Annotated in this window: 14 protein-coding genes; 11 read left to right on the forward strand and 3 right to left on the reverse strand. The window is 40.9% G+C overall.

The window, feature by feature from the left end:
* Positions 1-33: 33 nt before the first annotated feature.
* From GF401_08055 to GF401_08105, 11 genes are all read left to right on the forward strand, one after another.
* Complete coding sequence (locus GF401_08055) at positions 34-771, forward strand: GNAT family N-acetyltransferase (GenBank protein ID MBD3344999.1); 738 nt, start codon at positions 34-36, stop codon at positions 769-771.
* A gap of 126 nt (positions 772-897) precedes the next feature.
* A complete protein-coding gene (locus GF401_08060) occupies positions 898-2,067 on the forward strand; it encodes a DegT/DnrJ/EryC1/StrS family aminotransferase (protein ID MBD3345000.1) in 1,170 nt (389 codons plus the stop codon).
* A 10-nt stretch (positions 2,068-2,077) separates the two neighbouring features.
* Positions 2,078-4,543 carry an NAD-dependent epimerase/dehydratase family protein gene (locus GF401_08065; protein MBD3345001.1) on the forward strand — a complete coding sequence of 822 codons (2,466 nt, stop codon included), beginning with the start codon at positions 2,078-2,080 and terminating at the stop codon, positions 4,541-4,543.
* 10 nt (positions 4,544-4,553) lie between these two features.
* The gene (locus GF401_08070) at positions 4,554-5,366 is read left to right on the forward strand and encodes a sulfatase-like hydrolase/transferase (protein MBD3345002.1); all 813 of its coding nucleotides are present in this window, start codon (positions 4,554-4,556) and stop codon (positions 5,364-5,366) included.
* A gap of 44 nt (positions 5,367-5,410) precedes the next feature.
* Positions 5,411-5,590, forward strand: coding sequence for a hypothetical protein (locus tag GF401_08075; protein MBD3345003.1), 180 nt, complete (start codon positions 5,411-5,413; stop codon positions 5,588-5,590).
* 62 nt (positions 5,591-5,652) lie between these two features.
* The gene (locus tag GF401_08080; GenBank protein ID MBD3345004.1) at positions 5,653-6,930 is read left to right on the forward strand and encodes a hypothetical protein; all 1,278 of its coding nucleotides are present in this window, start codon (positions 5,653-5,655) and stop codon (positions 6,928-6,930) included.
* Between the two features lie 26 nt (positions 6,931-6,956).
* Positions 6,957-8,435, forward strand: coding sequence for an NAD-dependent epimerase/dehydratase family protein (locus GF401_08085; GenBank protein ID MBD3345005.1), 1,479 nt, complete (start codon positions 6,957-6,959; stop codon positions 8,433-8,435).
* 24 nt (positions 8,436-8,459) lie between these two features.
* Positions 8,460-8,801: a thioredoxin gene (gene trxA, locus GF401_08090; protein ID MBD3345006.1), complete on the forward strand. Its 342-nt coding sequence runs from the start codon at positions 8,460-8,462 to the stop codon at positions 8,799-8,801.
* The gene (locus tag GF401_08095; protein MBD3345007.1) at positions 8,798-9,796 is read left to right on the forward strand and encodes an NAD-dependent epimerase/dehydratase family protein; all 999 of its coding nucleotides are present in this window, start codon (positions 8,798-8,800) and stop codon (positions 9,794-9,796) included. Before trxA ends, GF401_08095 begins: the two co-directional genes overlap by 4 nt.
* A gap of 302 nt (positions 9,797-10,098) precedes the next feature.
* A complete protein-coding gene (locus tag GF401_08100) occupies positions 10,099-10,341 on the forward strand; it encodes a ribbon-helix-helix protein, CopG family (GenBank protein ID MBD3345008.1) in 243 nt (80 codons plus the stop codon).
* Positions 10,317-10,724: a PIN domain-containing protein gene (locus GF401_08105; protein MBD3345009.1), complete on the forward strand. Its 408-nt coding sequence runs from the start codon at positions 10,317-10,319 to the stop codon at positions 10,722-10,724. Before GF401_08100 ends, GF401_08105 begins: the two co-directional genes overlap by 25 nt.
* A gap of 188 nt (positions 10,725-10,912) precedes the next feature.
* Here the strand turns inward: GF401_08105 and GF401_08110 are convergent, their stop codons facing one another.
* From GF401_08110 to GF401_08120, 3 genes are read right to left on the reverse strand one after another with little or no spacing between them, the layout of a single operon-like run.
* Complete coding sequence (locus tag GF401_08110) at positions 10,913-12,247, reverse strand: glycosyltransferase (protein MBD3345010.1); 1,335 nt, start codon at positions 12,245-12,247, stop codon at positions 10,913-10,915.
* On the reverse strand, positions 12,244-13,203 hold the full coding sequence (locus GF401_08115) for a glycosyltransferase (GenBank protein ID MBD3345011.1): 960 nt from the start codon (positions 13,201-13,203) through the stop codon (positions 12,244-12,246). Before GF401_08115 ends, GF401_08110 begins: the two co-directional genes overlap by 4 nt.
* 53 nt (positions 13,204-13,256) lie before the next feature.
* The gene (locus tag GF401_08120) at positions 13,257-13,592 is read right to left on the reverse strand and encodes a glycosyltransferase (GenBank protein MBD3345012.1); all 336 of its coding nucleotides are present in this window, start codon (positions 13,590-13,592) and stop codon (positions 13,257-13,259) included.

The following is a 13,592-nucleotide window of genomic DNA, read 5'->3' on the forward strand; positions in this document are numbered from 1 at the left end:
ATATATTCAATAAACAATCTGGAGCTTTTTTTTATGCCTTTTAAAACCTCGGGGTCTGGGGCAGAGCCCCAGTCTTGTCAATCTGAATATAGCTTATACCAAACAGTTAAAATTCCGATTCACGGTGAACCAAGACAATTTCATGCTATGGATATCGAAATAAAAAAAATGCAAGAAGAACACATAAATAAAGTAACTGCTATCCATATTGCATCATTTCCAAACTTTTTTTTAAGCTTTTTGGGGGAAAGGTTCCTTAAAGAATTTTATCGCTCTTTTCTCTATGATAAAACCGGTTTAGCTCTTGTTGCGGAAACTAATGGAAAGTTAGCTGGATTTGCTGTAGGAACAGATAGCCCGGCAGGATATTTCAAGCGACTACTTATTAGGCGTTGGTGGGTATTTTCCGTTAATAGCATAAATGCAATATTAAGAAAACCATGGATTATTCCTAGGCTGTTTAGAGCTGTTTTTTATCGTGGTACACCGCCCGGACAACAATGCGCACTTTTGAGTTCAATTGCGGTAGCGCCAAAATATCAAGGTTGCGGCATTGGCAAATTGCTAATAAAGCTATGGATACAGAAAATATCTTATAGAAATATTATATCATGCTATTTAACTACAGATGCAGAAAATAATTGTCGAATTAATGCTTTTTATCAAAGCCAAGGTTGGAAATTGGATTTTATATACCAAACCGCAGAAGGGAGAAAAATGAATCGATATATTTATGAAATAAAAAAGAAACATCTGCAAAAGAAAAAATGATAGCCAACAAACGCTTAAGAACTATATAATTATCATTGTTCATTACATATTAAGCTCTTGAATTTCAGAATGTTTCCTAAAAGCATTTTAAGATAAGAGAAAAAGTAATAATATTAAGCCTTGCAAATGAAATTGCCGTTTTCTAAAATATCCTGTGATGGTAATGAAGCTGATTATGTGCTGGAAGTGCTTAAAAGCGGATGGCTAACAAGTGCATCCAAAGTAAAAGAGCTCGAAAAAAATTTTGCACAATATGTGAATGCCAGATATGCATGTGCAGTTAATTCATGTACAGCAGCACTTCATTTAGGCTTAGAAGCACTTGGAATAAGAAGCAGCGACAAGGTATTTGTGCCATCAATAACATTTACTGCTACTGCTGAAGTACTTCGATATCTGAACGCTGATCCAATCTTCCTTGATGTAGAATATGGATCAGCGTTAGTCACCCCTGAAATACTTGCAAAAGCAATACGCAAATATCCCTCTGCAAAAGCTTTGATATTAGTACATTATGGCGGACAAGCAGCGCAGCTTTTATCTAATAATGGCAATGATATTCTAACAATATGTAAAAGCAATAGGCTAAGCTTAATTGAGGATGCCGCCCATGCATTTCCAACACGCATTGAGAAAAATATCATTGGATCATTAGGTGATGTTACTTGTTTTAGTTTTTATGCCAATAAAACCATTACAACAGGCGAAGGGGGCATGTTAACGACAAATAGAGAAGACATCGCTAAGAGAACAAAAATAATGCGTCTTCATGGCATCAATAGAGACATATGGGATCGTTATACAAATAATATGGCAGATTGGGAATATGATGTAGTTGCTCCTGGATTCAAATATAATATGGCAGACATCAATGCTGCAATAGGCCTTGCGCAATTAGAAAAAGCAGAATATTTTAGGAAAAAGCGACAAGATTGCGCTGAGCATTACTTCACTTGTTTGTCAAATATTTCGGGTATTGATCTTCCGGTAATACATTGTGACTTTAATGATCATTCTTGGCATCTGTTTCATATTATTCTTAATGAGAATTCTTCAATTACAAGGAATGACTTTGTTGTTCAGATGGCGCAAAATGGTATAGGAACCTCTGTGCATTATAAACCCTTATATAGAATGAGCTATTATAAGAGCACCTATAATTTAGATCCTTATGATTATCCAAATTCCGAAAGGTTTTGGCGAGGGTGTGTATCTTTGCCTATTTATCCATCTTTAACAAAAAAAGAGCTTGAATATGTGTGCAAAACAATTCATGCTATTTTGAATAATAAATAATCTACTATTAATGTATTATCTACTCAAAAGAAGCTTCGACATAGCATTTTCCCTAATTGGGCTAATAATTCTTAGTCCAATAATATTCCTTACCATTATTTTCATTAAGCTTTCATCGCCAGGGCCAATTCTTTTTCGGCAGAAAAGAGTCGGAAAAAATAAGAAAATATTCATAATATTTAAATTTCGTACTATGAAGAATGAAGATAGAAAAGGAGGGTTTGTAACATTAAAAAATGACAAACGTATTACTCCAGTAGGAAGTGTCCTAAGGAAATATAAGATCGATGAGATACCTCAGCTAATTAATGTTCTTCTTGGAGATATGTCTTTTGTAGGACCTCGGCCAGAAATACCTGAGCTTGTTTCAACATATAAATCAGAGTATCACAAGCTTTTTTCAGTTAAACCTGGCATAACAAGTCCTGCGGCGATATTTTACCGTGATGAAGAAGAGATTGTTGGCAGCAAAGAAGAATTATTTGAATATCATAAAACGGTTCTTATTCCAAAAAAAGCTTCATTTGACCTTGCCTATATTGCTAAGCAATCTTTCCTCTATGATATTAAGCTTGTCTTATTGACTATACTTTCAGTTGTCACAAATATAAGCGGATATGTTCGCGATTCCGGGAGAAAGCAACGGCGTTTAATAATAATTGTAATTTCATTATTTCTGTGTGTACTTTCCTATTATATTGCATATCTCATCCGTTTCGATTTAATGCTCAACAATAGCTGGAATTGGCTTGGCAAATTCCTTCGTACTGCCCCTCTTATTATCATGATGAAAATTTCCCTTATGGCTTTTTATGGATTGTTTGAAGGCTACTGGAGATATGTAGGTATTAAGGACTTATTTAACATAACAAAAGTCATAGTAGGAGCAGCAGTGGGAATGCTTTTAATAGAGCATTTCTTTCTCGATCCAGAATTTCCTACAGGGGTTATTCCTATTGACGCTTTCCTGTCATTTATTCTTCTTTCAGGCCAACGTCTGTCAATGAGATTACTTCGAGAGATATATTCACCAATACGACCTCATTGTCAAGAAAATGCATTACTGATTGGAGCGGGGGATAGAGGAGAAGCCGTTCTAAGAGAAATCAAGCGGAATACAGATCTCGCTCTTAACATAATTGGATTTATAGGATCAGCAAATGAAAAGGGAATTAAGATCCACCAAACCCCAGTACTTGGTGAAATAGAAGATATATTTGAAATAATCGAGAACAATAATGTTAATACAATCATTATCGCTAAAGAAGATTTAGCTCAACGCGAAACGGGCATCTTAATTCAAGCAAAAGGACGTTTCCACTGCAAAATAATGAATGTACCTAATGTTTCAGATTACATCACCGGCAAAGTGGTGTCCTCTCGATATGGAGAAGTTAAAATTGAAGATTTGTTAGGTAGGAAGTCGGTTAAACTAAATGCAGAACTTATAGAACATATATATAAAGATAAACGAGTTTTAGTTACTGGTGCTGGTGGATCAATCGGCTCTGAACTAGTTAGGCATTTAGTTAGATTTGCTCCTTCGGAATTGCTGCTTCTTGATAAAGATGAAACACTTCTGTTTGAGATTCAAAATGAGTTGAAGGAGAAGGATGCAGCTGTTAATTGCCGTGCCCTTATAGGAGATATTAATAATAGCGATAGAATGAGAACATTTTTTAGTAAATTTAAGCCCGAAATTGTTATTCATGCTGCTGCATATAAGCATGTCCCATTGCTTGAAATACATTGCCACGATGCGTTAGTAAATAATGTTTTTGGCACACATTGTATCCTCAGTATCGCCCATGAGTATAATGTTGAGCGATTTGTTATGATATCAACGGATAAAGCTGTTCGGCCAACTAATGTCATGGGCGCGTCTAAATTGCTTGCTGAGCGTATAATGTTTGAATCTATTGCTCCTAATTCTAATATGAGATGCATGGCAGTAAGATTTGGTAATGTGCTTAGTTCTCGCGGATCAGTAATTCCGCTTTTTAAGAAGCAGATAGAACGTGGTGGCCCAGTCCTAATAACACATCCTGAAGTCCAGAGATATTTTATGTCAATACCTGAAGCGGCACAGTTGGTATTGCAGGCTGGTGCAATGGGAGAAGGGGGAGATTTATTTATCTTAAAAATGGGTAACCCTGTAAAAATTAAAGATCTTGCATATAAGCTTATAGAATTTTCAGGATTGCGCCCCCAGATTGATATACCGATTAAATATATTGGCTTAAGGCCGGGAGAAAAACTCAAGGAAGAACTCCTTACTGAGATTGAGGGCACAATGTCAACTGAACACAAAAAAATATTTGTTATTGAAAAAAAATCGCAATTCAATGCAGAAATTATGCAGAAATTAGAGAATGTCAAAGAACAAATATATTCCTTCTCAAATAGTCAAGTAAGAGGGTTGCTTAAGGAAATTGTTCCTGAATATATGCCTAATAAGCGAACTGATCCTGTCTAAAATACTTAATATGAAAAATCTATTTTTTGTTATTTTTGACAGTTGTCGTTTTGATACATATAAACGTGCAAAAACGCCGTATATCAATAATATTGGTGCTGCAGAATGCCGCTATTCATATGCATCTTGGACTTCTCCGTCCCATTACGTGTACCTCATGGGCCTAATGCCTCATATATCCCCAAAACATGTATTTGCCAGTAATGTCTACAAAGAAGAATTTGCAAAATGGAAAGAGCGCCTGGGAGTTGATGATCTTTCATTCCGCAGCTTTTTGCCTCATATAAATCTTCCGACAAAATTAAAGCAATTAGGGTACAAAACTATTGGGCGAGTCAGCATGCCGGTGCTTAATCAGTATACCACAATGAGCACGGGATTTGACGATTACAAGCTTATGGATAACCATTTTGATTTTAAAGGAATGGTTGACGACGTGTCTTTTGAAGGAAACCAGCCTAAATTCTATTTTTTCAATGTTGGTGAGACACATTATCCTTATATGCTTGATGATCTTCCACATATCAGCGGTGTGCATGGTGTTTTTAAAAAAATGGATGCAGATCCTGTGGGCGTTTCGGATGATGCTTTTTTTGAAATGGAGCAAATGAAACGGCTGCACAATCAGCAGGTCAAATGCGTTGAATATCTTGATGAAATAATTGGTGAGCTTTTCAAAAAGTGCCCGGCAAATACATATTTCATTATTACTGCAGATCACGGGGAGCTATTCGGAGAGGATGGCTATTTCGGCCATGGTCCTGTCTTTCATGAGAAGGTATTTGAGGTGCCATTTATTGAAGGTCAACTTCCGAAAATATAATAAATAATCGAATTTATTACAGATGATTTATAGGGAGGAAATGCATGGAATTCAAGCTAAATATTGATGAAGAAATTTATGAAAAATTAAAGGAAAGGGCTGAAAAGCTTGGTTTCAACAGCATCGAGAAATACATTGTTCATATAATTCTTGAAAAGTTGAATCCGGATGAAAATGATGAAGAGAAAATTGCAAAAAAGCTTGAAGAGCTTGGTTACATGTAATCTAATTGTCAGCCTGAAAGCTCGCTGCTCTACTATTCCACAACATTTTTCAGTATCAATATATGAATAGAACGATTATTATTGGTCTTGACGGCATTCCTTATTCTCTTTTAAAAAAGTACATCTCAAATGGTATTATGCCGGAAACGGGCAAGGTCCTTTCCGGAGGGAAGCTTTATGAGATAACTTCGACACTTCCTGAAATTTCATCGGTCTCATGGGCAACGATAATTACCGGAAAAAATCCTTCAGAGCATGGGGTTTACGGTTTCACGGCACTTGCACCACAAAGCTATGTGCTCAGGTTTCCTAATTTCGATTCTCTTAAAAAACCGGCATTCTGGCTTAAGGATGATTACACTCCGGATGAATCGAAGAAATACGCAATAATTAATACGCCGTTTACGTTTCCTGCCAAACCGATCAATGGAATCCATATTGCCGGATTTGTGGCCCTCGATCTAGAAAAAGCGATATATCCAACAAAACTTTATGCGCAGCTTGCAGAGATAGGATATAAGATCGATGTCGATTCTTCTAAAGCCCATCAATCAATTGAGCTTTTTTTAAAAGACCTCGATGGAACGCTCGACAAACGCATATCTGCTGCCAAAATGATCTGGGAGCGGGAGGCATGGGATGTTTTCATGCTTGTTTTCACGGGAACCGACCGACTGTCACACTTCCTGTTTCAGGCAGCTCTTGATGAAAATCATCCCTTCCATGAAAAAGTTATCGATCATTTCAGAAAAATCGATGCATATATTGGTGAATTATGTGCTCAATGCGACTCTTCAGATACGATTGCATTCATGTCCGACCATGGTTTTGAGGTCCAGGAGTATGAAGCATTTGTCAACTTTTATCTCAAAGAATGGGGCTATTTAAAATTAAAAAACGATCCTCCGCGGAGTTATAATGATATCGATGAAGGTACAATTGCTTTTGCTATGGATCCTGGGCGCATTTATCTGAACTACAAAGACAGGTATCCACGGGGAAGAGTTGATGAAAGTCATGCAGATAAAATAGTAAAAGAATTGTCGGATCGATTTATGCATTGTATAATTGAAGATCGTCCTGTTATTAGTGAGATATTTGAAGGTAAGGAAATATCAAAAGGTGAATTTGCCGTCTATGCTCCAGATCTTGTGCTCATTGGTGCACGGGGCATAGATCTTAAGGGAACTATAAAAGCACAGACAGTATACAACAAAAATGAAATATTTGGGGGTAAGCACACTTACAGGGACACTTTTTTTGGGGTTAAAATGCCGCCGGGAGCCAGCTATCCATCAGTCAGATCTGTTGAAGATATCAAAGCAGCATTAAATTTATAACTAATGTTTTATCACAGGGAGTTTCCATGAAGAATTCGCAGAAGACCTGTTGGAATTGTCCGGCGGTTGATTTCAAGGGAAATGTTGATTTCAGGGCTTGTGGACAGTCGACAGTAAATCAGGAAAAACTGATGAATGATCCTTCAGGCGGGCAGGTGATGGTTGAATGCAAGCGCCGTCGGGATCTTGGTCTTTATGATCCGACAAGCATTACTTTTGAAGATTGTCCGCAGTGGGAAAAATCTGAGTATGGCTACAAGCTTAAAAATATGAAAGTAATGATTCTTGGTATGGATGGCTACTTGGGGTGGCCGCTTGCATTAAAATTGGGAAAGCTTGGTTTCAATGTCAGTGGAGTCGATTGCTACTACAGAAGAGACTGGGTTGCCGAAAAAGGTTCGCATACCGCAGTTCCCATTACAAGAATGAGCGAGAGAATTAGATCTGCCCGGGAGGTTCTGGATATCGATCTTAATTTCAGACGGTTTGATATTCTTGATAGATCACGCCTCAAGGAATTTATTGATGAAGTCAAGCCGGAGGCGATAATCCATTATGCAGAATGTCCCAGTGCACCTTACAGTATGGTTGATGTCGATCATGCCATATGGGTGCAGAAAAATAATGTACTTGGGTCGCTGGGACTGCTTTTTACTATGAAAGAACTAGTCCCGGAGTCATCACTGATAAAACTTGGAACAATGGGTGAATACGGGGCACCGCTAACCGGACGCCCAATATTTGAAGGGATCTTCCCTGGAGACGCTGTATTAAAATGGGGGGATCGTGAATGGAGCCTTGGAGGCGAACTTACTCCACGAGATCCTGTGAGCTTTTACCATGTCAGCAAAGTGCAGGATACGTTTAATGCGTATGAAGCTTGCAAGTATTGGTGGCTCCGTTCCTATGATGTTATGCAGGGGGTAATTTATGGGGTGCATACTAATGAAGTTGCTTCTGACCCAAGATTAAGAACCCGTTTTGATATCGATGAATGGTTCGGGACTGCGATTAATCGATTCGTATCTCAAGCTATTGTTGGTATACCCTTATCTATTTACGGAAAAGGAAAACAGGTGAGAAGTTTCATCGCACTTCGTGATGCAATGCAATGCATGGTCCGCCTTATCTGTTCGCCTCCCGAGCCTGGGCAGTATGATGTTGTAAATCAGATGACCGGTTTTTATGAATTGCGGCAGCTTGCCGAAACAGTCGCGAAAATCGGTAAGAAGGAATTCGGGCTCAAGCCGAAAATGCAGCGATTACAAAATCCGCGTGTAGAAGCGGATGACCATCCTTTTGAACCGCTTTTTGATAAACTGCCTGAGCAGTTCGGTCTGAAGTCGGAAGCATCACTGGAAGAGGAAGTGTACGAAATGTTCAAGCTTCTCTCGCAGCCTGAGATAAAAGCGCGTATTGAAGAAAAGCGGCATGTTATACTCCCCAAGACCACATGGGGCGGCCAGAAGAGGCAAATGGAAATACTCGAAGAATGGGAAATGTGATATCTCGACAGCAGGATTGATATAATGATATTAAAAGATAATAATTTCAATAGCGAAGTAATTGAATCTGAAATACCTGTTCTGGTTGATTTCTGGGCTTCATGGTGTCCTCCGTGTAAAATGATTGAACCGGTTGTTGAAAAACTCGCCGCCAGATTTGTGGATAAGGTAAAAATAGCAACGATGAATGTAGATCAAAACCAGGTGGCGGCTGCCAGGTATTCGGTTAACGGGGTCCCCACATTTATTGCGTTTGCAAACGGTGACGAGATAGAGAGAAAAGTTGGCGCCCAGACCGAAGCGACGCTTGTTGAAATGATCAATACGGCATTGCAAGCGCATAACCGAAATGACACTAATTCATGAATATATTAATTACAGGAGGAGCGGGTTTCATAGGTGCTAATCTGGTTGAACACCTTTGCAAAAGAGATGATATTCAGCAGATAATTCTTTTCGATAATCTTGTTAAATGCAGTATCGGCTATATAAAAAGCATTACAGGATTATCTTTTGATGATTCCTGTGTAGGGAAAGACCAGGGTATTTTCAGGTATGGGCATACAGTCAACATAAAAATAATTACAGCAGATATTCGTGATATTGATGCGCTGATAAATGCAAGCTGCAATATCGATGCAATAATACATCTTGCTGCCTACACAGAAGTAGTAAAGTCGGTAAAAAATCCATTAGAGTCGTATTCAATCAATATAGACGGTACGATCAATGTGCTTGAAGCGGCTCGGGTGAATTCAATAAAAAGACTGGTCCTCGCATCATCAAACGCGGCTGTTGGTGAAAAGCCTGCAGCTATCGATGAAAGAGCACTTCCCCGTCCTCTGTCCCCATACGGCGCAGCTAAATTATGCGGCGAAGCATTATGCAGTGCTTATGCCAACTGCTATGGAATCGCAACAACATGTTTGCGCTTTGCAAATGCTTACGGGAAGTATTCCGATCACAAGACCAGTGTCGTTGCCAAGATGATGAAAGAGCTTTTAAAGGGCGATGATCTTCTTATATATGGTGACGGTTCCCAGACTCGCGATTTTATCAATGCGTATGATATTGCCCGGGCTATATGGCTATCGCTTAAGCGGGACAAAGGGTTTGAAATCTTTCAGGTGGCTTCGGGAAAAGAGACCAGCATTACCGAGCTTGTCGATATCCTGCGCAGAGTCACCGGAAAGGATGCAACGGTTGGTCATGTGGCGCCCCGGACCGGCGAAATCAAGAGAAACTACTCGGCGATTGCAAAAATAAAAGAACAACTTGGATTCGAGCCGGAAATCGAACTTGAGAATGGCATTGCGGTGCTGTACGAATATTTCAAAGAAAAATACTCGCCGCAAGCCTGATATGAAAGATATTCTTATCTGCCGTTTATCGGCAACCTAAAAGCCATTTACACCCGCATCAATGAGCTGATTCCCGAAATGAAAGGGCCTACGTTCGAAGAGTTGGTGGGGAACCAGTTTGGGTGAGGAGAAGAATTCACCATAGAGGCACAAAGAGAAGAGAGAAAATCAGGGGGAAGACCAAAAAGCAGGGAGCCGAATTGAAGGCAACCTGGGCAGATAAATTAAGGCAATGCGTGCTTTTTTATGCGTAATGATGTATATTCAAGATGTATACATTTAAAAAATACATCAGGAGTATTATGATCAGAACGCAAATATATTTAACCGAGCAGGAAAAAAGCGGTTTAGAGTCTGTCGCACTGGCAAAAGGTGTCAGTCAGAGTGATTTAGTCCGACAGGCGATCGATGATTTGCTGGCCAGGGCCGGTGAAATTGATAAGTCCCGGATTTTAGATGAAATTGCAGGTGTTTGGGCGCAAAGAACAGATGTACCCGATATTCGTGATTTAAGAACCGGATGGCATACGAGGTCGAGCCGATGAGCGGGAATATTCTGGTCGATACTGATATTGTAATAGAATTCCTCCGTGGAAACAATCAGGCAGTTCCCTGGTTTAAAGCAGAATCGAAATCGATTTGTTTTTCAGTGATAACCGTAGCGGAAATCTATGCAGGAATCAGGGGACGGAAAGAGGAGACTGAAATCGATCGGCTGTTTTCAATTTTCCCGGTCTTTGCAGCGACAAATGAGATTGCCCGTGTAGCCGGCAATTTTGTGAATAAATACCGGCCGTCACATTCAGTTGAAATACCTGATGCAATCATAGCTGCAACCTGTTTTATTTCGGGCGCAGAATTATGCACGCTTAATGTCAAGCATTATCCGATGTTCAAGGGGTTGAAGCCGCCTTATAAAAGGCAGTGATTGGGTGTATGAAGCGGGTGATTACAATGAACTATGGTAAATCATTGGAAGAAGTATGGAAATGGCGAAGGGCTCTGAGCCGCAAACTCAATGGACTAAGCGGAAACGAACAAATACGCCTTATTAATGATGATGCGCGCGATATCTGCCGAAAATATTCTATTAAATACAAAGTAAAATCGCACAGTTCATCTCACGCGCCGAGGTGAAAGCTGCTCAATAAGCTTATCCAGCTCTCCCCCTAAAATCCCCGCAAGCCGTTTCCGCTCATACAATCGTAGCGTTTCCCTGCCGATCCTCGGAAATTCCTCCCCTTCTTTCCACATTCCGATTATCGTTTTCAGCATAGATGTAATTACATCAATCTTCTCGTAGCCGACGACAAATCCGGCGTTGTACTTTCGGATGAAATCGGTTGCCGCGCATTCGTGAGCGACGGCAAGGATCGGTTTTCGCAACGCCGCGTATTCGTAAATCTTACCGCTCATGACTGTTTTGCCGCCCTCGGATGCATGAGTGATCAGGACCAGAATATCCGCAGCGGTCATATACCGGATAGCTTTTTCGTGATTTACTTCACCGGTTATCTCAAGCATATTTCCAAGCCTTTTTTTCCATCCCTCCTTATCGCCTCTGAACCGTCCTACAAATGATATTCTTACATTCTCAGCCCATTCCGGAAAATCTTTTTTGATCTGTTCGACAGCACTCAGAAACGGACCGGGATCACGCCGGCCACCCACGCTCCCGCAAAAAATAAAATTAAGTGTGTCCGTTTTTGTATCGTTGGGTGAAGAAATCTCTTTGAAATCATTCGAATCAAATCCGTTTTCAAGTGTTCTCATTCTACACTGAGCTGCAGGATAGCGTTTTTGGTAAATTTCAGTGAGCGGATCGCTCACAAAAAGCGCCAGCCCGGCAACAGAGACCGCCTGTTTTTCGAGGAGTCGGTTTTGAGCATCAATAAATTTCTTTTTCCAGTTTTTATAGAGGGGGTTCTTCCACCAACCGTCTCTGAAATCGAGTGCCAAGGGGAGTTGGGTTGATTTTTGTATTTCGATCCCGGCTCTGAAGGTTGAGAATGGAGGGCCTGAGGTAAGAAGAGCGTCAAACGAACGATCTTTGTGGAGATTCAGAGCATGCTCGATTGTCTGTTGCGCCCAGGGCCAATGTAAATCTGGCGCCATGAAATAATTATGATAACTCATAAGAAGGTTAAAATAGAGGCTGCGATATGAAAGAGAATGCACCTTCTGAATAGTAGAAACGTCCGGTGCGTTGAGCCTTTCCTTGTGATAATTTTTTTGCTGTGAAGGCGATTTCCAGGCTACAGGTATAACCTCCGCTTTACCGTCAATTTCTTTACGCAGGCTATTGTCACCGGTAACACCTTTCTTTTCACAGAAAATGGATGCTTTCCACCCGAATTCGGGAAGATACGCGGCAAATTTGAGAATTCTCATTACGCCGCCCCTACCTTCATAGGGAGGAAAATCACGGGTGATTATCAGTAGCTTTTTCATGGTGCTTTTTGTGTCCTTGTTTTAACCCACGCCCTCACAAATCGCCTCAAGAGCTTCCAGTTTATAACCCTTTTGTCATATTTCCAGGCACGTGTAGCGAAGTTCAGGACTCCTCTGTAATTTTTTGCGCTGAAATATGTATGGGCGCCTTCCCTGTATGCTCTGCTCAGGCTTTGTTTTTCCAATACCTTTTTATCTCCGGGCAACAATGGATTTGCAAATGTCTTTTCGACCGCTTTGATTCTGTCGGCGTTCATGAGTTCGGTTTTTTTCGATTCATTTGCTCCATGGTAGCGGTAAACAGTCAGTGGCTCGGGAACATACCTGAATCTCATATCCATCCCTGCCATGCGGAGCCACATCTCATAATCACCGCAGGTGGCAAAGCTTTCATCGAAATATCCCGCCCGGGTAAAACTCTCTTTTTTTACCATCACCGCACTGGGCATGAGAAGATTTTTCAGGGCCAGCGTTTTAAACAGCGTGCGGTCGGTGAGTGAGCGGGCGATCCGGTCTCTGTCTTTTGGGCGATGTCGTTTCCCTGATGCGCCGATTTTTATCAGGTCGGTAAAAACAAGATCTATTTCCGGTTCCCGGCAAAAAGAGGCGATCTGTTTTTCGAGCTTACACTGCTCCCAGAGGTCATCCTGATCTAAGAATGCAATCAGCTCGCCCCCGGCGGCTTCGACTCCTGCATTGCGAGCCGCTGAAACGTCACCGTTTTTCTGACTGACAAGGGTGATATTTCCCCCAAAGCTTTTAACGATCTCCACCGACTTGTCAGTCGAGCCGTCGTCGACAACAACAATCTCCACCGGCTGCTCTGTCTGAGCAAAAACACTCTCCAGGCACTCGACAATAAACATTTCGCCGTTGTAGAGGGGAATGACAACGCTGACCATGGGCGGCGCTAACCTATTCATCGGTTTCGTCCCCGGATATTTTCTTCCTCTCATTTCGTTGCTGCAAACTTTCTTTCACTTCTATTCCTTCTCATTCTCGTAATCATTCATCGATCTTTTAAAGGAGGACCGTTTCTCACTTCCCCGATAAACCCGGTCAACCGCTCCGAACGTTTCTCCCACGAAAATTTTTGTGCCGATTCCTGTGCACCTTTACAGAGGTGTTCATGCAGTGCATTGTCGGTAAAGAGTTCGGTTATGGCCCGGGAGAGAGAACCGGTGTTTTCGACTTCGAAGAATAGTCCGTTTGTGCGGTCGCTTACGATATGTTCGGTTGTCGGCAGCCGGGGGGCGATAACGGGGAGGCCTGCCGCAAAGTAATCTAAAATCTTTGTCGGACTTAAAAGGGCAAGGCTGAAAAAATATTTCTTATATGAAGCCAG

The sequence above is a fragment of the Chitinivibrionales bacterium genome, assembly GCA_014728215.1.
Classification (GTDB): Bacteria; Fibrobacterota; Chitinivibrionia; order Chitinivibrionales; family WJKA01; genus WJKA01.